The following is a 21,140-nucleotide window of genomic DNA, read 5'->3' as shown; positions in this document are numbered from 1 at the left end:
AAATAGCTATTTATTTTTCTTGTCTCGACTGCCTTCAAGGATTTCAATTAAGCTCAGATTAATATTTCTCGCCAGTTTTTTTAATTTCTCTCTCGGTTTTCCTCTGCAAAGAAAGCGGAAACTATAGAGCTCATCTTTATAAGAAATCACATAGAAAAAAGTTCCTACTGGCTTTTCTTTAGTTTCTGTCCCGCCTCTTTTTAATAGTCCTGTACAGGCAATATAAATATCAGAATAAAACATTTTCTTGGCTTTTCTGACCATTTCCTGCGTGACTTCCATAGATTCTGGAGTATATTTTTTAATAAATTCAGGTTTGATTTTTAAAATATTCTCTTTGACACCCATGTCATAACAGACCAGTCCGCCATATAAAATATCACCCGAATATTTATTTTGGGAAAATCGGTAAGCCAGGTAACCTGCTGATGCACTCTCTAGAAAAGTAATACTTAATTTTTTTTTGGCGAGTAATTTTATACATTTATTCATAGAGTAAACTCCTGACTTTATGATCATCTATAGAGTATTAAATATTCAAAAATAAAAGATTAAATACTTAGCTTCTGAATGTCCTAGCAAAACTAAAACTGAACTGCCCTTGCTCACCACCTTAAACCAGCTGTATATCCTCAGTCATTTATATGACTTAAGTTCATACCAACGAAACTCATAATAACCTTGACGGGTTTTAACTCTGATTGGCTTTCTGATTTGATGTGTATTAGATTTTTTATAGATTCATGATAGTTTTATGCCTAAAAGCATAAGTAGTAGAAGATATAAAATATAGATCACTGAAATGATGGCTAAGTCGATTTAAGTGTGAACTAAAATGTGCTTATTAATTCAGGGTTTATTTATAAGACGATGAATAGGTTTAATTAAGAAGTGAATAATTTCAAAGACAAAATCCTGGCAAGATACCAGGATTTTTTATATTCACTTTTGGTCATGTCATATGACCACTAAATAATTTTGAAAATTTTGCCGCTGATGGTGCTTTGAAAAAACATTTCAAAACTTGGGCGAATATTTTCACCTTCAACCGTAATATGCTTAACGTTAGAATCCGATTGGGTATGAACAAAATCAGGGTCAACAGTAGCCTGAATCACGTATTGAACACCGAATTGATCTTTCACATTAATATTTTGCTTAAGCATAAATAAACCTTTAGTAATGATTATAAGAGAGATCGGCTAGAAATTGGTTAGCCAATATATAATTTAAATATTAAATAACTTTATGATTTAATTTAAATAATTGATTTAAAGATGTATAAAATGTACGACCGTCTAGATTCAGGTCAACTTCGATTCCTGATTGAAGCAGTACTCTTTTACCTACTTCAATTTCCTTAAAACCTTGACGTGTATTTTGCATTTTATTCAAGGGAATCAAAGAAACAATAATTTCTGTACCATTTTTAGATTTTGCAATTAATTCATTAATTTTTAACAACTTGTATCCTATTTTTATACTTCTTCCAATCTAGAAAAAGCTTTTTAACTTTTATTTAAAACAATAAAAAAGCACTGATGCGTGCTTTTTTATTCTACAGACTTATAGCGCAGTAATATTTACAGCATTTGGGCCTTTTTGACCTTGAACTACGCTGAATTCAACTTGCTGACCTTCCATTAAGGTTTTAAAACCTGAACTAGCAATTTCACTGAAATGAGCAAAAACATCTGGACCAGATTCTTGTTGAATAAAACCGAAACCTTTAGTTTCGTTGAACCACTTTACAGTACCTTTAACAATATTTGAGTTTGACATAATAAAACCTACTAATTTTTAATAATTTTTAGTCATCTGAATGACCAGTTGTAACTTTGAAAATAATAAAGAATGGAACTTAAAATCTGGATAAAACGAAGGATTATGAATAAAACGACGATACTTAAGGAAGATTTTTTGCAACAAGACTTTTTTCTAGTTAAGGCCAGTATACAGGAAGATTTAAAATAATCAAGTTTTCTTATATATATATTTAATTACTTTATAAATATTATTTTATTATTTACAGAATTTTCATTATATTTTATTTAATTTCAACGACTTGATAAAATAAATCCATATTGCTTGAGTGAGTTAAACTTTTACATTTTAGTGTACTTTCGTTTCCTGCAAACAAAGAAGCAGAGAAATAACAATGTCATCGCTCTGCTTTACTTAATTTTAAACTGCCCTTTCCCTAATAATATTAAAAGGTCACACGCTTATATTCCCGGTATTCCGGTATCCAGAAATTCGCATCTATGGCTTTCTGCAGCACCTCAGAACCAACTTTTGGAGCGACGCCATCCTCAACCGCAGCTTGTGCAACCCTTAGAGCAATAATCTTGGAAATATGCTGAATCTGATCCAGATCTGGCAACAAATTGGCGGTTGGGTCTTGAAGTTTTGGAGAGCATTCTGCTAAGGCATTACTTGATGCCATCAGCATATTATCCGTGACTCGTGTAGCGCCTGAAGCAATCACGCCTAGTCCAATTCCCGGGAAAATATAAGAGTTATTACATTGAGAAATAGTATAAATGTGTTCCTGATAATTAACGGGTGCAAATGGGCTACCTGTAGCAATCAGGGCTTTTCCATTGGTCCATTGAATAATATCGGCTGGAACAGCTTCTACGCGAGAAGTAGGATTCGATAAAGGAAAGATGATCGGATGTTCACAATTTTCAGCCATGGTCGTGATTACTTCTTTACTAAATAATCCCGGCTGTCCAGATACCCCAATCAGTACTGTGGGTTTTGCATATTTGATGACATCCAATAGAGAAATAATCTCTTCGGCATTTCCCCATTCAGCAATATTTTCTGGTTCTTGAGCCAGTTTTCTCTGGAAATTTAATAGGTTTGGCTGGTTTTGAGTAATAAGGCCGAAGCGATCCACCATAAAAACCCGCTTACGCGCTTCAGCATCAGTCAGGCCTTCTGCCACCATTTTTGCCACAATCTGTTCAGCGATCCCACAACCGGCTGAACCTGCTCCCAAGAAAGCAATGGTCTGATCTTTTAATTGTTTGTTTGACGCATAGGAAGCCGCAATCAAACTGCCTACTGCCACAGCTGCCGTACCCTGAATATCGTCATTGAAGCAACATATTCGATCTCGATATTTTTCCAGTAAAGGCATGGCATTGTGCTGGGCAAAATCTTCAAATTGAATCAGCGCATCGGGCCATCTTTGCTGAATTGCCTGTATCACCATTTCGACAAATTCATAATATTCATCACCGGTGATACGAGGCTGACGCCATCCCATATAAATCGGATCATTCAACAACTGCTCGTTGTTCGTGCCTACATCTAAGGTAATTGGTAAGGTATAGGCCGGACTAATGCCTCCGCAGGCCGTATATAAAGCCAGCTTTCCAATCGGAATACCCATTCCGCCAATGCCTTGATCACCTAAACCAAGAATGCGCTCTCCATCCGTAATCACAATCACTTTGACATTTCTTCGATTCACGTTATGCAGGATGTGCTCAATATGATCCCGATCTGGATAGGAAATAAAAACCCCGCGATGACGGCGATAAATCTCGGAAAAATGCTGACATGCTTCTCCTACCGTTGGCGTATAGATGATCGGCATCATTTCGCTTAAGTGATTTTCAATCAAATGATAGAAAAGCGTCTCGTTGGTGTCCTGGATGTTACGTAGGTAAATATGCTTATTGATTGCATCATTGAATGAGCAGTATTGCTGATACGAACGCTGACTTTGTTCCTCAATCGATTCGATCACTTGGGGCAAAAGTCCATGTAAATTAAAATGAATACGTTCTTCTACAGAGAAAGCTGAGCCTTTATTCAGCAATGGGAGTTCAAGTAATGCAGTGCCTGCGTAGGGAATATAAAGTGGACGTTTAGGATTCAGAGGTTCAGTTGCCATTTTTAACTCGCACTTTAAAATTCGACATAAATGAAAGCCGAAAAGAACAAAAAATTATCCTACTATCGTAGTCGACTTTCAGCTGTTTCAGTCATTCAGCGAATTAATAATGAAAAATGTTCTATTTAATAAACTAATAACGGCAATAAAATAAGCTCTAAATTTTTATATCCTCTTTTTCAGATAAAAATTTAGATCATACTTTTTTAATTGAGACTTAAGCTCAATGACTGGGATTAAATTTTAGAAATTAGAGCCATATATGCATTCGTTTTTATTCATTCATTTTTTAATAAGAAAATATCTTAGAAATTAGATCAATTAGCTTGTTATCTATCTGCTTTATCTAAAAAATCAGACAATTTCCCACTCAATAAAACTTAGGCAATAAAAAACCCCGATCAATGATCGGGGTTTTCCGTATCTGGCGGAAGCGGTGAGATTCGAACTCACGGAGGGGTATAAGCCCTCGTCGGTTTTCAAGACCGGTGCATTAAACCGCTCTGCCACGCTTCCATGTGCGCAATAATACGGAGCTTTTAGGTGACTGACAAGTGAAAATTACAGTGAATCTCATCAACTGCATATAGTTTCATCAAATCCTTACAATTTTGCTGCCAATTCAGCCCCTTCACGAATTGCGCGCTTGGCATCCAGCTCAGCAGCCAGCTTTGCTCCACCAATAATATGGTAATTCGCTAAAGTCTTTTGATCCTCTGAAGGCATGACATCTTTGACTGACTCCTGACCAGCACAAACCACGACCGTATCTACACGCAGCAACTGATCATGTCCATCCACTTCAATCCACAAACCTTCGTCCGTGATCGATTTATAGTGCACACCGCGTAACATGCGTACGCCATGTTTTTTTAATTGGGCACGATGAACCCAGCCCGTGGTTTTACCTAAGCCTGCTCCTAAAGCAGTAGTTTTACGCTGTAATAGATAAATTTCACGTACAGGTGGCTCGACTTCTGCTGGCTGCAGTCCGCCTTCACTTACATAATTTGCATGCAGATCTACACCCCATTCCCGTTTCCATTCATCTACTGGTTGCGGTTGTGGCTGATGCGGTGGCTTTAATAAAAATTCTGATACATCAAAACCAATTCCTCCGGCACCAATGACAGCGACACGATCTCCTACTGGTGCGCCGCGCAATACTTCAGCATAAGACAGGACTTGAGGTGCATCACTACCGGTAATTTTCAATTCACGCGGAACAACGCCCGTAGCCACAATGACTTCATCAAAACCTTCGCGTTCCAGTTGCTCCCGATTCACTCGAGTATTTAAACGGACATCTACCCCGGTTTTTTCCAGTTGTACTTTGAAATAGCGAATGGTTTCATGGAATTCTTCTTTACCTGGAATTACTTTGGCCAGATTAAATTGCCCACCCACTTCATTAGTGGCTTCAAACAAAGTCACATCATGACCGCGGCTAGCTGCGACTGTAGCTGCGGATAAACCTGCCACTCCACCACCTACCACGGCGATGCCTTTAGGTTTTTTGGTTTTGACATAAACCAGTTCGGTTTCATAGCCGGCACGTGGATTCACCAGACAGGTAGCACGTTTATTTTTAAAGGTATGATCCAGGCAGGCCTGATTACAGGCGATACAGGTATTAATTTCATCAACTCGATTGGTTGCTGTCTTATTCACCCAAAATGCATCTGCCAATAACGGGCGTGCCATTTGCACCATATCTGCCTGACCCGATGCCAAAATTGCTTCAGCAGTTTCTGGCATATTGATCCGGTTCGATGCAATGACTGGAACAGCAACATGCTTTTTGACTTCTGCGGTGTAATCTACGAATGCAGCACGAGGAACAGAAGTGACAATCGTCGGAATACGCGCTTCATGCCAGCCAATACCAGTATTGAGTAAAGTTATTCCAGCCTTCTCTAATGCTTTAGCGACGGTAATCACTTCCTGCATAGTATTGCCATCATGCACCAGATCTAGCAAGGACAAACGGAAACAGATAATAAATCTTTCACCAATTTCAGCACGAATCGCTTTAACAATTTCCACTGCAAAACGCATGCGGTTTTCAATTTCTCCGCCCCAGCGATCAGTACGCTGATTGACATGACGGCTTAAAAACTGGTTAATCAAATACCCTTCAGAGCCCATGATTTCCACGCCGTCATAACCCGCTTTTTTAGCCAGTTTTGCAGTTTTAACATAGTCCTGAATCGTATCCAGAATCTGGTTTTCAGACATCTGACGTGGTTTAAAAGGTGAAATTGGCGATTTGATCGGACTGGCAGATACCACAAAAGGCTGATAGCCATAACGTCCGGCATGCAAAATCTGCAACAGAATCTTGGCCCCATGCTTATGCACGGCATGCGTAACCAGTCGGTGCGGTGCAATATCGCCCAAGGTATTCATGGTTCCACCAGCAGGCAATAACCAGCCTTGACGATTCGGTGAAATCCCGCCAGTAATCAGGAGACCCACACCACCTTTGGCACGTTCACCAAAATAAGCGGCCAGTTTAGGATAATTATAAAAACGATCTTCCAAGCCCGTATGCATTGATCCCATCACCACACGGTTTTTAATCGTGGTGAAACCCAGATGTAATGGTTTTAAAATATTTGCATAGCGCGTCGTTGTCATAAAATATCCCTGATTCTTATTTGGCTAAAAGCTTAAATCTTATAAATGTACTTTAACTGATTTTCAGGGGCTTTTTATGACTATCAGGTCCGCTTTCTCAGGCACAAATACCAATTGTGATATTCATGCCGTACCTGAGTGATGGATTTATTGCTGCCATTGATTTTTACTGGATTTCCATAACGCAATTACTCCGAGTACTGTACCAATAGGAAAACTGAGCAGCATAAGGATCGCCATAATTCTGGACAAGGTGCGTCCTGAACCATTGCCCTGTTTGACCTTGAGACAGGTCTGAATATTCAAAACAATCAGCACAGCTAAAAGTAGCAACACAATACCCAGACTCAGCATGGAAATCGTCGACTGCTGATATTCCAGATATAAAAATGCAACCGTACTAAAAACCAGCAAACCGGCATAGATTCCATGCACAATCGACAGGGTTTCATTTTTGGCAGCCGGTTGCAGATTAGGTAAAGGAGGAATATTCGGGCTCATGAGGGCTATCCTAAAGATGTTTTTTCTTAATGATGTTATTGAATCTTCCCAGATTTTCCTATTTTTTAAGCGTTTGTCAAAAATACGGTAATTTTATGATTATCTAAGCCTATTGAATCAAGATTTTGAAACGAGTTTTTCTTTTCTAAAGCAAACCTAAATAAAATAATGATACAATTGATGCAATATGTGTTTTTTCAGGCCACCACTTCTGGCGTGCCTATTTCATATCATTAGGATGAACAATGTCTGATAATGCAACTATCTTGCAGAATGTCCCAGTAGGCAAAAAAGTTGGTATTGCCTTTTCTGGCGGTCTAGATACTTCTGCAGCTCTTTTGTGGATGAAACAAAAAGGCGCTGAACCTTATGCTTATACAGCAAACTTGGGTCAGCCAGACGAAGACGATTACGATGCGATTCCAAAAAAAGCTGAGGCTTATGGCGCAGTAAAAGCACGTTTGATCGACTGCCGTTTACAGCTTGCATTAGAAGGTATTGCTGCAATTCAATGTGGCGCGTTCCACATTTCTACAGGTGGCGTTCCATACTTCAACACGACTCCTCTTGGCCGTGCAGTAACAGGTACCATGCTGGTAACTGCAATGAAAGAAGATGACGTGAACATCTGGGGTGACGGTTCTACTTATAAAGGTAACGACATCGAGCGTTTCTACCGCTACGGTCTGTTGACTAACCCTAACCTGAAAATCTACAAACCTTGGTTAGACCAGACTTTCATTGACGAACTAGGCGGCCGTGCAGAAATGTCACAGTTCCTGATCGACAATGGCTTTGACTACAAAATGTCAAAAGAGAAAGCTTACTCAACTGACTCAAACATGTTGGGAGCGACTCACGAAGCCAAAGATCTTGAATACCTGAATGCCGGTATCAAAATCGTTGATCCAATCATGGGCGTTGCATTCTGGAAAGAAGAAGTTGAAATCAAACCTGAAGAAGTATCGATTACTTTTGAAGAAGGTTTCCCTGTTGCAATCAATGGTCAACGTATCGAAGATCCAGTTGAGTTCATTCTTGAAGCGAACCGTATTGGTGGCCGTCATGGTCTAGGTATGTCGGATCAGATCGAAAACCGTATCATCGAAGCGAAATCTCGTGGTATCTACGAAGCTCCGGGTATGGCCCTTCTTCACATCGCTTATGAACGTCTGGTCACTGGTATTCATAACGAAGATACCATCGAACAATACCGTATCAACGGTCTTCGTTTGGGTCGTCTTCTGTACCAAGGTCGCTGGTTCGATTCTCAAGCATTGATGCTTCGTGAAACTGCACAGCGTTGGGTAGCTAAAGCTATCACTGGTACTGTGACTTTAGAACTGCGTCGTGGTAATGACTACACCATCATGAACACTGAATCTCCTAACCTCACTTATGAAGCTGAGCGTTTGACTATGGAGAAAGGTGATTCTATGTTCTCTCCAGCGGATCGTATCGGTCAGTTGACTATGCGTAACCTGGATATCACAGATACACGTGCGAAACTGGGTATCTATACAGATTCTGGCTTACTCGCAGTAGGTACAGGTTCTGCAGTACCTCAATTAAAAGACAAAAACAAATAAGTTTGTTAAAGTCAAAAAAACCGCTCATCTGAGCGGTTTTTTTATAGATTCGATTTAGACATTCACACTGTTTGGATTTGCAGTGCGGATCGACTGATAATAAATCTGATTCCGTCCTAGCTGTTTGGCCCGATACAACGCCTGATCGGCAATTCCCAACAAAGCATCCTTATCAATGAAGTATTCACCACGATAAACGGTAATGCCCAAACTGATGGTGATATGGTTAGCTACACCAGATTTCTCATGTGGAATTTCCAGACGCTCAATTGCATTAAAGATATTGGAAGCCACTGCATAGGCGCCATGCGCATCGGTTTCCGGAAGCAGCACGACAAACTCTTCACCACCATAACGGGCCACAAAGTCCATATGCCGGATCGCATTTTTAATGGTAAAGGCAATACTGGAAATGACATCGTCCCCTTTTTGATGTCCATAAAAATCGTTATAGTTTTTAAAGTGATCGACATCGATAAACAAAATCGCCAAGGCATGCTGATTACGACGGGAACGTTCAAAAAAGATATCCAGTGTTTCATCGAAAGTTCGTCGATTAGAGATTTTGGTCAGTTCATCATGCTGGCTTAAATGCAGTAATTCTGTGGTATGAATCCGCTGAATTTTCTCACTGATTCTGGCCCGCATAGTATAGAGAAAAATCATTCGCTCACGGGCAAAAAGCATATAACTAATCACACATCCCAATAGGCTACTGCCGATCAGAATCCGCCCCAAGACCAGTGCATTAAAATCGATCGATAACATGGATAACAGCCAGACCGTACAAAGTGCGGCAAACAACCCCGTGATTAACATCTGTAAAGGTTTTACTCCGGTCAGAATATACCCCAGGATGTAGATAATGGTGATGATCGCCATCGACTGATGTTGCAAGCTTACTGTTTGAATGGACATGGTCAGATAGGAGGTCGAGACTATCATCCAGAACATCAGCAGCATGGAAGCCTGCGGAAAAAAGCGTTTGATTTTAGGTAGACAGGAGAAGAAATAAAAAGCAAGTAAAGCGAGACTACCATTGATCAGCCCCAACATACAGCGCACAAAATCTTGTACGAAATATTGTGAATCGATAATCCAGTAGTCGGTCGGAACCATGACCAGCAGAAAAATAAAATAGGTCAGTACACCTGCCCAGACATATTTTTCGACATGTTTACGTGCTCGCTCCAGGTTTTTGCTCCAGAACTCCTGTTCCAGATTCTGAGGGAAAACCGAGCCTACACGCTGACTTTGCCGTGTGATTAATTCTTCTATTTTTTCTTTTTCATCTTGCAATTTTGCTAGATTGTACTTGTATTCCATTGCCAAGTATTTATGTAATTTTTTTATTAATTTTAAAATATCATACTTTTATAAATTAATTTATAGATATCCCTTATTTTGTATATATTTCTCGTTACCATTTTGGGCATAGATGCATTATCATTTGTTTTATTTCTCCGATTGAATTCGCCTTGAATACGATTACCCTTCTCCAGCCAGACGACTGGCATGCCCACCTGCGTGATGGTCTCGCTCTGCAACGCACCGTTCCTGATCTAGCCAAACAGTTTTCCCGCGCAATCTGTATGCCGAACCTTGTTCCACCGGTTAAAACTGTGGAAGAAGCATTAAGCTACCGTGAACGTATTATGGCGCATGTTCCTGAAGGTAGCGATTTTGATCCACGCATGGTGCTGTATTTCACAGATAATACCTCTCCAAGTGAAGTCAAAAAGATTAAAGATTCTGAGCATGTCAATGCTATTAAACTTTACCCTGCTGGCGCAACCACCAACTCGGATAGCGGTGTAAGCGACATTCGTAAAGTATATTCAGTCATTGAACAGCTTGAAGAGCATCAGGTGCCTTTATTGCTGCACGGTGAAGTGACGCATAATCATGTCGATATTTTTGACCGTGAAAAACGTTTCCTTGATGAAGTCTTAGCACCATTACTAAAACAGTTCCCGAAACTGAAACTGGTTCTGGAACACATTACTACCAGCGAGGCAGCTAATTTCGTACTGGAACAGGATCGTAATGTGGCTGCGACTATTACCCCCCAGCATTTACTGTTTAACCGTAATGATATGCTGGTTGGTGGGATCAAGCCGCACTTCTATTGTCTGCCAATTTTAAAACGTCAGACGCATCAGCAAACGTTGCTTGAAGTGGCAACGAGCGGTAATCCTAAATTTTTCTTAGGCACCGACAGTGCACCGCACTCAAAAAATGCCAAAGAAAATGCGTGTGGCTGCGCAGGATGCTATAGTGCTCCGACTGCAATTGAGTTATATGCTCAGGCCTTTGATCAAGTAGGTAAAATCGACCGCCTAGAAGGTTTTGCCAGCCACTTTGGTGCAGATTTCTACGGCCTCCCACGTAATACCAAAACCATTACGCTGGTCAAAGAAGATCAAGTTATTCCTGAAAGTCTAGACTACTTGGATGGTGAACAAATCGTTCCGCTATATGCAGGAAAAACCATTCAATGGAGAAAAATGTGACAAATGAAACTCTTCCAGTCATTGGTCAGCGTTTCCGTGGATTTTTGCCTGTTGTTGTCGATGTTGAAACAGCAGGCTTTAATGCACAGACTGATGCCTTGTTAGAAATTGCGGCCATTCCTATTGTTTATAATGAAGATGGCCAGTTTGTGCCCGGTGAAGCTTACCACGCACATATCAATCCTTTCGAAGGTGCCAACCTGGATCGCCGCTCTTTGGAATTTATCGGGATTGACCCGTCAAATCCGATGCGGATCGCAATGGCTGAAGATGAAAAAACCGCGTTAAAACGTATTTTTAAATCGGTCAATGAAGTGCGTCGTCAGCAAAATTGTACGCATGCCGTTTTGGTCGGTCACAATGCGCATTTTGATTTGGGCTTTGTACAGGCAGCAATTGCCCGTACCGGAACCAAAAACCAGAATCCGTTTCACAGTTTTTCTGTGTTTGATACCGTGACTTTAAGTGCGGTGATGTTTGGTCAAACGGTTCTGGCTAAATCTTGTATTCAGGCCGGTATTGAGTTTGATGGCAAAGAAGCACACTCTGCGTTATACGATACGCAAAAGACTGCGGAACTGTTTTGCTATATTTTAAACAAACTCGCACCTCACCTGCTTGACACTTTGGTGGCGGATCAATAAGATACCGCCATCTTCTAAACGTCCCTATCGTCTAGAGGCCTAGGACATCGCCCTTTCACGGCGGTAACCGGGGTTCGAATCCCCGTAGGGACGCCATCTTATTTATCCTTCTCTTCTTTCATTTTTTCAAGAAAACTCTTTTTCTTATTATTGCTTTCAATACTATTTTATAAATTCCGATTGACTGAGTTTAGTGCCCTTTCTCGTTTGCTTAGGCTATAATCAAGTTGATGTTAGGTTTTGATCAATTTTCCCATGCTAAAGAAAATCCTGCTTGTTTTACTTATTCTGGCACCTTCAGCGCTTTATATTTATGTGATCAGTCGCGATGATAAAACTGCTGAGAACCGAGCAGAAACTACGCCTGCTGAAAAAACACCGACTGAGCAATACCAGACTCCCGATCACTAGTTTTTAAGAGGCTTTGCAAATATTTATTTTTTAAATTAAAAGAAGAACTTTATGAGGAAATTCCAATTTATGTGATATTTCACATAATTAAAACTAAAATACTTTTTTTAAATCTCTCCTTTTAATTGAGCTATGCAATCTCCCTCTCCACCTTCACAGCATTCGTCTGTTGAGGGTCAAACTCCGTCGTTAAAACGTGCCATGGGCACACGTCATCTGATCATGCTTTCCCTTGGTGGCGCTATTGGTACCGGCCTGTTTATGGGTTCCGGTGAAGTGATTTCACAAGCTGGACCTTTAGGCGCAGTACTGGCCTATATTATTGGTGGCTTGATCGCCTATATGGTAATGCTCTGCCTCGGTGAACTGGCCGTACATTTACCCGTGTCTGGTTCTTTTGGTGCCTTTGCAACCCATTATATTGGGCCGGGTACAGGCTATATGGTGTCCTGGATGTACTGGCTCGGCTGGTCAGCCACCTTGGGTACCGAATTTACTGCCGCTGCGATTCTGATGCAGGAATGGTTTCCCCAAACTTCGATCTGGTTATGGACATTGATCTTTGCTGCAGGTGTACTGCTCTCCAATTTAAGCTCAACCCATACCTTTGCTGAATCAGAATTCTGGCTGTCACTGGTTAAAGTTGCGACTGTACTGATTTTCATTATTCTGGGCTTTGGCTGTATCTTTGGCTTTATTCCATTCCAAGGTTATGAATCCGCACCGCTGTTCAGCAATCTGACTGAACATGGCTGGCTGCCAAATGGTTTAATTCCGTTATTCACCACATTACTAATCGTGAACTTTGCCTTTAATGGTACCGAGATGATCGGGATCGCTGCCGGTGAAACCGAAAATCCTGAGAAAAATGTACCGAAAGCAATTCATGCAGCGGTATGGCGTCTGATGATTTTCTTTGTCGGTACCATCATCGTCATCAGTTCCTTGCTAACTTATACCGATGCCGGTCTACAGGTCGGTGGTCATGGTGGCTTAAGCAGCAGTCCGTTTGTATCCGTGTTTACCCAGATGGGTATTCCATATGCGGAAGACTTTATCCGTTTTGTGATTATTACGGCGCTGCTCTCTACTGCAAACTCTGGTCTTTATGCGGCTTCACGTATAATGTGGGCATTGTCTTCACAAAATCAGTTACCGCGACTGTTTGCTAAAGTCAGTAAATCCGGCGTACCTTATGTAGCAGTCTGGGTCACCATGATTGGCGGTTTGCCTGGTCTGCTCTCTGAACAATTTGGTGCAGATGTCATCTTTAAAAACCTGATGGGCGTGGCCGCTTTTACCATGGTGATTGTCTGGATGAGTATCTGCTGGAGCCAGTTTAATTTCCGTCGCCAATGGCTGAAGTCTGGTCATAGCGTCTCTGAACTAAAATTCCGTACACCTTGGTTCCCCTTAGTTCCCACTCTAGGTTTTGTAACTTGTACTGCAACCGGTCTGAGTATGGCAGCTGACCCTGAAATGCTCTCTGGTTTTATTGGCTGTTTATTGTTTATGGCAGCATGTTATGCAAGTTATTACTGGCTTTATCATCAAAAAGCTTAAGTTCTAAACTTTTGAACTGAAATAATTTCTTTAATAAACCCAATTCCGATTGGGTTTATTTTTTCATATCAGGTAAATCCGTTCAGAAAATAATATCTTAATAAAATAAAGTTTTTGTTTTGCCTAATGTTTAAACTGTTAAATACATTTTAGTAAAAACTCTTTTGACAAAGTCCGGCTTAGTCCTTAATATAGCCATCACCTCGCAACGTCCCTATCGTCTAGAGGCCTAGGACATCGCCCTTTCACGGCGGTAACCGGGGTTCGAATCCCCGTAGGGACGCCATTATCTGATCGCTCACGATCAAGTCTTATACATAATCCATATTAATACGTTGCAGATTTGTAGTTTTTCACTACAATAACCCGCTTCATTCTTTTATTTTTTTGACTCCTATGCACTCATCTCCGAATGATGCTACGCATCAGGGCAATTCTGCGCCTTTAAAACGCGCTATGAGTACTCGACATCTGGTCATGATTTCGCTTGGCGGCGCAATCGGAACAGGCCTATTTTTAGGTTCGGGTGAAGTCATTGCACAAACGGGGCCTGTAGGTGCCATTCTTGCTTATCTCCTTGGCGGGATCATCGCTTACATGGTTATGCTATGTCTGGGTGAACTTGCCGTTCATATGCCCGAATCTGGCTCATTTGGCGCCTATGCCAAACGCTATATTGGACCAGGGACTGGCTACACCATTACCTGGCTATACTGGCTGACCTGGTCAGTGACCTTGGGAACTGAATTTACCGCTGCAGCTTTATTAATGCAGGAATGGTTCCCGGATAGCTCCATGTGGATGTGGACACTGATTTTTGGTGCTTTCGTATTCGCACTGAATATGATTTCCACTCGCTGGTTTGCTGAATCTGAATTCTGGCTGGCACTGGTTAAAGTTGTTACTGTCGTGACCTTTATCCTGCTTGGCCTACTCGCTATCTTTGGTGTAGTAAGCTATCAAGGACAGGAAGCTGCCCCGCTATTCAGTAACCTGACAGCTCAAGGCTGGTTCCCCGAAGGTCTGTTCCCAATCTTCACCACCATGCTGATTGTAAACTTTGCTTTCTCTGGCACAGAACTGATTGGTGTGGCTGCGGGTGAAACAAAAGATCCGGCCAAAAATGTACCGAAAGCGATTAATACTGCAATTTTCCGCTTACTGATTTTCTTTGTAGGTACGATTATTGTGGTGACCTCCCTTCTTCCGCATCAGGAAGCAGGTCTGGCAGCTGAAGGTGTCAGTAGCAGCCCATTCGTGACAGTATTCCAGCATATCGGTATTCCTTATGCCGAAGATATTATCCGCTTTGTGATTATCACAGCATTGCTATCTGCTGCTAACTCAGGTCTATTTGCTGCATCCCGTATGATGTGGTCATTGTCTTACAGTAAACAGTTACCAGCGGTATTTTCACGCCTAAATGCGCGTGGTGTACCTTATATTGCAGTCATTGTCACCATGATTGGCGGTATGCCTGGTTTGCTGTCTGAACAGTTCGCACCGGAAACTATCTTCACTAACTTGCTAGGTATTGCAGCATTTACCATGGTAGTGGTCTGGATGAGCATCTGTCTCAGCATGTTCAACTTCCGCCGTGAATGGTACAAACAGGGTAAAACAGCGAAGGATCTTGATTTTGCTGCGCCATTATTCCCGATCGTACCGATTCTGGGTTTTCTGTTCTGTCTGATTACCTGTATCAGTATGGTGTTTGATCCGAGCATGCGTATCAGTTTCTTTGGCTGTCTGGTATTTATTGCACTGTGCTATGCCAGCTACTACAAGTTCTATCACAAAAATGCTTAAACATTAAAATGACCAAAAGAGCAGCTTCGGCTGCTCTTTTTTATTTATACTGAAAATGTTCTAGGCAGCCAGCGTGGTGTGTCGATGAAAATTATTTATATTCATGGCATGAACAAGCAGAAATTCAGCTCTGCCTCCCTGCGTCAACGCTGGCTCAGTCTGCTAAAACGCGGTCTGGAACAGTCACATCAACAGGCACATTTTGCTTATCTGAAACGGCATATCCGTATTCCTTTTTATGGTGACTTGCTGTCCCGTCATCATTTACATAATGTGCTAAATGCCAGCACCTTGATGCCACAAGACTGGCCTCGCTTTCCCTTCCATCAGCCAGTTAAATCCCAGCCACCCCCCCATCTCAATCAATATTCACCTGAAATTTGTGAAATTCCCGAGCTAAGGGTTGAGGATGCCATGACCTTTAACCAGAAGCTGAAGTTTATTAGCACATTAAGCCGGAATACTCTATTACGGGATTTTGTGATCTTACTGAATCATTTCCCTCGCCTGCATGATACGCTGATCAAAAAATTTCTGATTGAAACCTATTCTTATCTGGCAAATTCCACATTCATGCAGCAGGTGCATCAGCGAATTGGCCAGCAACTGCATGGCGATAAACCCTGTATCCTAATGGCTCATTCTTTAGGAAGTGTGATTGCCTATCATTATCTGCTTTTGCACCCGGAACTGAATGTACAGCGTTTTATCAGCATGGGATCACCAATGGCTTTCCGGGTCATTCAGGAACATTTGCCCCAGCCTGTTCATCGGCCAGAAGCTATTAAAGGTGACTGGATTAATTTTTATTGCAGTGATGACTTTTTAACTGCCTTTCCATTATCAGAACCGCCTTTTCAGTTTCAGCCGGCAATTATCAATCGGGAGATTCGTACTTCAATTTATCATCCGCATGATATTGATGGCTATGTCCAGCATCCGGAAGTCATCGAAGCCCTGCTAGAATTACTCTAAAAAGCATCTTAATTTACAGATTTAATTTTACTATTTCCTTTGCATTATTTTTCTGCTGAGTAAAATTCTTTATTCATACCTACTCATTTTGTGGTTTATTTATGACTCTTTTATAAATATACATATGTCTGTTAATTATTGTTTTATCAAAGATAATTTACACATTAACACCACAAAAAGCGCTGCTTTTGCTACGTTAATATTTTCTATACTGTAAATATAATTCTATCGAACTCAGTGGGGTGTCGATGAAAGTTATTTTTATTCATGGAATGAATCAGCAACATCATAGCGCTGCCTCCATCCGCCAGCGCTGGCTCCATATACTTCAAAAAGGGATGCGCAAACATCAACAAGATGCCAGATTTAGTTATTTAAAACGCCACATTCGTATTCCATTTTATGGCGATCTGCTTTCACGTTATAACGTCCGTAATATTCTAGAAGCTGGCACCCTGATGCCCCAGGAATGGCCTAGCTTTCCTTTTCGCAAGCCTGCTCAACCTCAGCTTCCCGCCCCTGTTCCACGTCCTGGTTGGCGTAGGCCCACAATTACCGATTTCGCCCAACCCAGCCCAAGTGATACCATGGATTTCAGACAGAAATTCAATTATTTTACCGCCCTCGGCAGGAATGTGGCGCTTCGGGATTTTGCCTTATTGCTCAATTATTTTCCCACTCTGCATCGCAATCTGTTGCAGAGATTTCTGATTGAAACTTATCTTTATCTCGATAATCCTGATTTCATGAGGGAAGTACATGAAAGAATTGCCCGACAACTGAGTGGTCGCAAACCTTGCATTGTCATTGCTCATTCTTTAGGAAGTGTGATTGCCTATAATCATCTCATCCAGCACCCTGAACTGAATGTACAGCGTTTTATTACTTTAGGTTCACCATTAGCTTTTCAGGTGATTCAATCCAGCTTGGCACAGCCGGTGGTACGACCTAAGGCAATTAAAGGCGACTGGATCAATTTCTACTCAACGGATGATTATCTCACCGCCATTCCGCTTACCCAACCGCCATTCAAGTTTGAACCTGAAATCATCAATCATGGCATTCGTACGCATATTCACCGTCCACATGATATTACTGGCTATTTACTGCATCCTCAGGTTGTTGAAGCCATTCTGGAATTGCTTAAAAATCCGGCCTAAATCCTGCATTTTTCAAGTATTCTGCTAATATTGTTTTAAATTTATGCACTCAAAAGAAAATTTCCAAAAAACTCTGGAAAAGCGTTTGACACCCCCCTGTTTTCACCCTAATATACGCCCACCTCTGAAACGTCCCTATCGTCTAGAGGCCTAGGACATCGCCCTTTCACGGCGGTAACCGGGGTTCGAATCCCCGTAGGGACGCCAATTTCAGAAGTAATATTTTATTAAGTCCCTATCGTCTAGAGGCCTAGGACATCGCCCTTTCACGGCGGTAACCGGGGTTCGAATCCCCGTAGGGACGCCATATTCGAGATGGTTAATTTAATTAACTTCTCATAAAAAAGCCCAAGCATGATGACTTGGGCTTTTTTATTATTTGTTTTTTTGCTTGTTCCTTCATTCCTGTTTTTAACGTTTGATCAAATTGTCTCGATTGCAATTTTATTTGTTTATAAATAATTCATTCAAAAATCTTATTCTTTTACATTTCTCTTCAACTCGTTATCCATTCATTTTCATTTACAGCAATCGCACTATAAATCCGAACAAAAAATCAACACCGGTGGTATAAGCATGCCGTTAAGGTAGAAAGCATAATATATCTGCAAGGATCAGATTATGTTCGTCAGTACAAAGTTAAGTTCGCCTGAATCATCTATTAAAAATCATAATCATCAATTTAATAACTTTAAAGATTGGGTCAACTTCTTTCAAGATCAACAGATTTCGACGGCAGTAAAGACCGAACAGGCTGAGAACTATTTAAGAGATTTAATCCAGCAAGTTGATGTGGCTGGGCTGGAATGGCTGGATCAACCCAGACATGTAGAGCAACATTTTTTGGAACAGCACCACCAAACCTGCGCAATCTTCCAGTCTTATGTAGAGCGGCGTAGACAGCAGCAAGGACGTGAATACTTCCCGACTGTGTCACATGCATTTGAGTTCCTGGCCAAAGTCGCACCTGTAAAACTGGTAGACGGCTCATGGCTGTATTCAACTGTGCAAAACTGGAATCGTCCGGAAACCAAAGACCTGATTTATATCTATCTGGAAGAACTAGGCATGGGTCATACCCGTGCCAATCATGTCACCATGTATCAGGACTTGCTGAATCATTATGAGCTGAACAGCTATGCTGAGCAACTGGATGCCAGCTATTATGAACAAGCAGCCGTGCAGCTGGCTTTGGCCTATGCGCCGCCAGAATATCTGCCGTTAGTAATTGGTTTCAATCTGGGTTATGAGCAGCTGCCCTTACACCTGTTAATTACCAATTATGAATTATCTGAACTCGGTCTTGATCCACATTATTTCAATGTACATATTACTATTGATAATGCTCACAACGGTCATGCACAAAAATCGCTGCAAGCGTATTTAGATCAGTATGCACTCGCTGAAGATCCTGTTCAGTATTTAGACCTGATTAAAAAAGGTTATGTGCTGAATGACATTGGTAAAAGTTCTACCCAGATCATCAAGCAACTGGATACCGAAAAACTGGCTTTGAAAGTGTTTCAGAACAAAGCGCTGATTGGACAATATATCCATAACCAGAAATGCCAGTTTAGTGGCAAGACCATTAATGAGTGGTTATCCGATCCGGCACAGATTAAGGACTTCTTGAAAGTCATGCTTGAAAAAGGCTGGATTGTAAAAGATGCACCTGTAGAACAAAGCCGGTTCTGGAAAATGATTGATGATCCAGATGGCAAAATGTTTGGTGTATTTAATGCGACTGAAAAACAGATTATCAAAGACTGGATTCAAGGTGAGACTTTTGCCGCTCGTCTGTCATCACGTAGCAGATCTCAAGTACATAACCAGATGGAACCGGTGTTGAACCGTATCGACCAGCAACAGATCCATCAACTGAAAAGCCGTCTGAATCGCTGTGCTGCTGCCGAACAGAAGATTGATCTGTTGATTCCTTATGTGGCACCGCATATGCATCATCAGGAAGTGGGCTTGTGGGCAACACGTCAGCTTTCTCAGTTGCTCTTCCCTTTTCAGACTCAAGCCATGACTTATTCTTAAAAAGGTCATTCATAAAAAAACAGGGCATTTTATATGCCCTGTTTTTGCTTCAATGCATTATACAAATTAAGCCGATTTACGTGAATTGATCTGACCTTTAATCACAGCTTTCACATTACCTTTTACGTAATTTAAAAATACCTTTAAAGGCGACAGTTTTGGATTTGGTCGATTACCTTTGGCAATTTCTTTAAATTGTGCGGCATACCAGATGATTTCCATAATCGCCATTTTATCGATCATTGGAATACCGGTTTTAATTTTCTCCACTGCATAACGTACATCCTGTCCAGCCACCAGACGGTTACCCAGATCAGGCTCGACCGCAAATGGACGTGCAATACCGATAAAATCACATGCGCCGCTGTCAAGGGCTGCATTCATACCCACTGCGGTACGGAAGCCCCCCGTCACCATTAAATAACAATTAACTTCCTGACGGATCTTTTCGGCAAAATCGAGGAAATAGGCTTCGCGGGCAACCGTTGATGCTTTACGTTTCTCTGCTTTTACTCCGGCCATTGCAGGTGCTTCATAGGTTCCGCCAGAAACTTCAATCATATCGATCCCGACTGCATCCATCGCCTTAAAGACATAAATCACGTCTTCTTCACTAATGCCACCGCGCTGAAAGTCTGCCGAGTTTAATTTCACTGAAATGATAAAATTCTCTGAAGTTGCTGCACGCACTGCCTTATAAGCCTCTAGCAAGAATCGGCTGCGGTTTTCAATACTGCCACCCCACTGGTCTTGGCGCTTATTGGTCAGGGGCGATAAAAACTGGCTAATTAGATAACCATGCGCCCCATGTAACTGCACGCCTTCAAATCCCGCCTTTTCGCAAATGGCAGCTGAAGTCGCAAAGCGCTGGATAATATCTAAAATTTCATCTTCACGCAGTTCACGTGGCGTACCGAAACTCATCGCCAATGCTGGACTAAAAGGTACAGCTGAAGGTGCTACGGTTTCTTTATTCAAGCCTTTTGGGCACTGACGTCCAGGATGAGATAACTGTACCAGTTGCACCATGCCATGACGTTTGCCGACATTCGCCCAAGCTTTTAACTTTTCCAGGTCACGTTCAGTTTCTACTACCACTACACCGGGTTCATTCTTGGCACGAAAATCCACCATGACATTACCCGTAATCGCACAGCCTAAACCACCTTTGGCCCAAGCCTCATACAACTTTAAATGGGCCTGATTGGGTTGGCCTGCATCATTGGCCAACGCCTCACTCATGGCACCTTTAATGATACGGTTTTTAAACTGGGTATTACGGATCTGGATGGAATCGGCCAATTGTGTCATGTACTTTCCTGAAATGTTTATCTTATTTTGTATGTGTTATAACCTAACTTGCCATAATTGACAATTCATAT

The 21,140-nt window shown here is 41.5% G+C and carries 18 protein-coding genes and 5 tRNA genes; 13 read left to right on the top strand and 10 right to left on the bottom strand.

What is annotated here, in order from left to right:
* Positions 1 to 6 precede the first annotated feature (6 nt).
* From FTV13_RS02020 to FTV13_RS01985, 8 genes are all read right to left on the bottom strand, one after another.
* Complete coding sequence (locus tag FTV13_RS02020) at positions 7 to 492, bottom strand: CinA family protein (RefSeq protein ID WP_034706081.1); 486 nt, start codon at positions 490 to 492, stop codon at positions 7 to 9.
* Positions 493 to 968: 476 nt separating this feature from the next.
* A complete protein-coding gene (locus tag FTV13_RS02015) occupies positions 969 to 1,166 on the bottom strand; it encodes a hypothetical protein (protein ID WP_034706083.1) in 198 nt (65 codons plus the stop codon).
* A gap of 70 nt (positions 1,167 to 1,236) precedes the next feature.
* Positions 1,237 to 1,464, bottom strand: a complete 228-nt coding sequence (locus FTV13_RS02010) for a hypothetical protein (protein WP_004782813.1) — start codon at positions 1,462 to 1,464, stop codon at positions 1,237 to 1,239.
* A gap of 102 nt (positions 1,465 to 1,566) precedes the next feature.
* Entirely contained in the window at positions 1,567 to 1,782 is a 216-nt protein-coding gene (locus FTV13_RS02005; protein WP_004782814.1) for a cold-shock protein, read from the bottom strand.
* 427 nt (positions 1,783 to 2,209) lie between these two features.
* Complete coding sequence (locus tag FTV13_RS02000) at positions 2,210 to 3,910, bottom strand: NAD-dependent malic enzyme (protein WP_159124414.1); 1,701 nt, start codon at positions 3,908 to 3,910, stop codon at positions 2,210 to 2,212.
* Between the two features lie 425 nt (positions 3,911 to 4,335).
* Positions 4,336 to 4,426: transfer RNA gene (locus FTV13_RS01995), tRNA-Ser, on the bottom strand.
* 87 nt (positions 4,427 to 4,513) lie between these two features.
* Entirely contained in the window at positions 4,514 to 6,550 is a 2,037-nt protein-coding gene (locus tag FTV13_RS01990; protein WP_180010803.1) for an NADPH-dependent 2,4-dienoyl-CoA reductase, read from the bottom strand.
* Between the two features lie 147 nt (positions 6,551 to 6,697).
* Positions 6,698 to 7,051: a hypothetical protein gene (locus FTV13_RS01985; protein WP_125278928.1), complete on the bottom strand. Its 354-nt coding sequence runs from the start codon at positions 7,049 to 7,051 to the stop codon at positions 6,698 to 6,700.
* Between the two features lie 245 nt (positions 7,052 to 7,296).
* On the opposite strand from FTV13_RS01985, the gene argG reads away from it, so the two are divergent.
* A complete protein-coding gene (argG, locus tag FTV13_RS01980) occupies positions 7,297 to 8,640 on the top strand; it encodes an argininosuccinate synthase (protein WP_005234795.1) in 1,344 nt (447 codons plus the stop codon).
* A 54-nt stretch (positions 8,641 to 8,694) separates the two neighbouring features.
* Here argG and FTV13_RS01975 read toward each other — a convergent pair whose 3' ends face one another.
* The gene (locus tag FTV13_RS01975) at positions 8,695 to 9,966 is read right to left on the bottom strand and encodes a diguanylate cyclase (RefSeq protein WP_180010801.1); all 1,272 of its coding nucleotides are present in this window, start codon (positions 9,964 to 9,966) and stop codon (positions 8,695 to 8,697) included.
* Between the two features lie 152 nt (positions 9,967 to 10,118).
* Here FTV13_RS01975 and pyrC point away from each other — a divergent pair, with 152 nt between their 5' ends.
* The 12 genes from pyrC to FTV13_RS01915 all read left to right on the top strand — a co-directional run bounded on the left by pyrC (position 10,119) and on the right by FTV13_RS01915 (position 19,758).
* The gene (gene pyrC, locus FTV13_RS01970; RefSeq protein ID WP_180010799.1) at positions 10,119 to 11,153 is read left to right on the top strand and encodes a dihydroorotase; all 1,035 of its coding nucleotides are present in this window, start codon (positions 10,119 to 10,121) and stop codon (positions 11,151 to 11,153) included.
* Complete coding sequence (gene rnt / locus FTV13_RS01965) at positions 11,138 to 11,797, top strand: ribonuclease T (RefSeq protein WP_034704922.1); 660 nt, start codon at positions 11,138 to 11,140, stop codon at positions 11,795 to 11,797. The genes pyrC and rnt overlap by 16 nt, the downstream gene beginning before the upstream one ends.
* 20 nt (positions 11,798 to 11,817) lie before the next feature.
* Positions 11,818 to 11,893 (top strand) — tRNA-Glu (locus tag FTV13_RS01960).
* Between the two features lie 159 nt (positions 11,894 to 12,052).
* Positions 12,053 to 12,208 (top strand): hypothetical protein, encoded by a 156-nt coding sequence (locus tag FTV13_RS01955; RefSeq protein ID WP_004782839.1) that lies wholly within the window; start codon positions 12,053 to 12,055, stop codon positions 12,206 to 12,208.
* A 132-nt stretch (positions 12,209 to 12,340) separates the two neighbouring features.
* The gene (locus FTV13_RS01950) at positions 12,341 to 13,771 is read left to right on the top strand and encodes an amino acid permease (RefSeq protein ID WP_180010797.1); all 1,431 of its coding nucleotides are present in this window, start codon (positions 12,341 to 12,343) and stop codon (positions 13,769 to 13,771) included.
* 210 nt (positions 13,772 to 13,981) lie between these two features.
* Positions 13,982 to 14,057: transfer RNA gene (locus FTV13_RS01945), tRNA-Glu, on the top strand.
* A 110-nt stretch (positions 14,058 to 14,167) separates the two neighbouring features.
* Positions 14,168 to 15,580 carry an amino acid permease gene (locus FTV13_RS01940; RefSeq protein WP_163171691.1) on the top strand — a complete coding sequence of 471 codons (1,413 nt, stop codon included), beginning with the start codon at positions 14,168 to 14,170 and terminating at the stop codon, positions 15,578 to 15,580.
* Between the two features lie 84 nt (positions 15,581 to 15,664).
* Positions 15,665 to 16,555, top strand: coding sequence for an alpha/beta fold hydrolase (locus tag FTV13_RS01935; protein ID WP_159123357.1), 891 nt, complete (start codon positions 15,665 to 15,667; stop codon positions 16,553 to 16,555).
* A gap of 248 nt (positions 16,556 to 16,803) precedes the next feature.
* Positions 16,804 to 17,715 carry an alpha/beta hydrolase gene (locus FTV13_RS01930; protein ID WP_180010795.1) on the top strand — a complete coding sequence of 304 codons (912 nt, stop codon included), beginning with the start codon at positions 16,804 to 16,806 and terminating at the stop codon, positions 17,713 to 17,715.
* 131 nt (positions 17,716 to 17,846) lie between these two features.
* Positions 17,847 to 17,922 (top strand) — tRNA-Glu (locus FTV13_RS01925).
* Between the two features lie 24 nt (positions 17,923 to 17,946).
* Positions 17,947 to 18,022, top strand: a tRNA-Glu gene (locus FTV13_RS01920).
* 314 nt (positions 18,023 to 18,336) lie between these two features.
* Positions 18,337 to 19,758: an iron-containing redox enzyme family protein gene (locus FTV13_RS01915; RefSeq protein WP_180010793.1), complete on the top strand. Its 1,422-nt coding sequence runs from the start codon at positions 18,337 to 18,339 to the stop codon at positions 19,756 to 19,758.
* 66 nt (positions 19,759 to 19,824) lie between these two features.
* Here FTV13_RS01915 and FTV13_RS01910 read toward each other — a convergent pair whose 3' ends face one another.
* Positions 19,825 to 21,069 (bottom strand): NADH:flavin oxidoreductase/NADH oxidase family protein, encoded by a 1,245-nt coding sequence (locus tag FTV13_RS01910; protein WP_004782846.1) that lies wholly within the window; start codon positions 21,067 to 21,069, stop codon positions 19,825 to 19,827.
* Positions 21,070 to 21,140 lie beyond the last annotated feature (71 nt).

This window comes from Acinetobacter sp. YH12235, assembly GCF_013417705.1.
Classification (GTDB): Bacteria; Pseudomonadota; Gammaproteobacteria; order Pseudomonadales; family Moraxellaceae; genus Acinetobacter.
This window is presented reverse-complemented; position numbering and strand designations above follow the sequence as displayed.

Excerpts from the sequence above, each read along its gene's own strand:
- FTV13_RS02020 (WP_034706081.1), bottom strand. The coding sequence starts at position 492 with ATGAATAAATGTATAAAATTACTCGCCAAAAAAAAATTAAGTATTACT.
- FTV13_RS02015 (WP_034706083.1), bottom strand. The coding sequence starts at position 1,166 with ATGCTTAAGCAAAATATTAATGTGAAAGATCAATTCGGTGTTCAATAC.
- FTV13_RS02005 (WP_004782814.1), bottom strand. The coding sequence starts at position 1,782 with ATGTCAAACTCAAATATTGTTAAAGGTACTGTAAAGTGGTTCAACGAA.
- FTV13_RS02000 (WP_159124414.1), bottom strand. The coding sequence starts at position 3,910 with ATGGCAACTGAACCTCTGAATCCTAAACGTCCACTTTATATTCCCTAC.
- FTV13_RS01990 (WP_180010803.1), bottom strand. The coding sequence starts at position 6,550 with ATGACAACGACGCGCTATGCAAATATTTTAAAACCATTACATCTGGGT.
- FTV13_RS01985 (WP_125278928.1), bottom strand. The coding sequence starts at position 7,051 with ATGAGCCCGAATATTCCTCCTTTACCTAATCTGCAACCGGCTGCCAAA.
- argG (WP_005234795.1), top strand. The coding sequence starts at position 7,297 with ATGTCTGATAATGCAACTATCTTGCAGAATGTCCCAGTAGGCAAAAAA.
- FTV13_RS01975 (WP_180010801.1), bottom strand. The coding sequence starts at position 9,966 with ATGGAATACAAGTACAATCTAGCAAAATTGCAAGATGAAAAAGAAAAA.
- rnt (WP_034704922.1), top strand. The coding sequence starts at position 11,138 with ATGGAGAAAAATGTGACAAATGAAACTCTTCCAGTCATTGGTCAGCGT.
- FTV13_RS01955 (WP_004782839.1), top strand. The coding sequence starts at position 12,053 with ATGCTAAAGAAAATCCTGCTTGTTTTACTTATTCTGGCACCTTCAGCG.
- FTV13_RS01950 (WP_180010797.1), top strand. The coding sequence starts at position 12,341 with ATGCAATCTCCCTCTCCACCTTCACAGCATTCGTCTGTTGAGGGTCAA.
- FTV13_RS01940 (WP_163171691.1), top strand. The coding sequence starts at position 14,168 with ATGCACTCATCTCCGAATGATGCTACGCATCAGGGCAATTCTGCGCCT.
- FTV13_RS01935 (WP_159123357.1), top strand. The coding sequence starts at position 15,665 with ATGAAAATTATTTATATTCATGGCATGAACAAGCAGAAATTCAGCTCT.
- FTV13_RS01930 (WP_180010795.1), top strand. The coding sequence starts at position 16,804 with ATGAAAGTTATTTTTATTCATGGAATGAATCAGCAACATCATAGCGCT.
- FTV13_RS01915 (WP_180010793.1), top strand. The coding sequence starts at position 18,337 with ATGTTCGTCAGTACAAAGTTAAGTTCGCCTGAATCATCTATTAAAAAT.
- FTV13_RS01910 (WP_004782846.1), bottom strand. The coding sequence starts at position 21,069 with ATGACACAATTGGCCGATTCCATCCAGATCCGTAATACCCAGTTTAAA.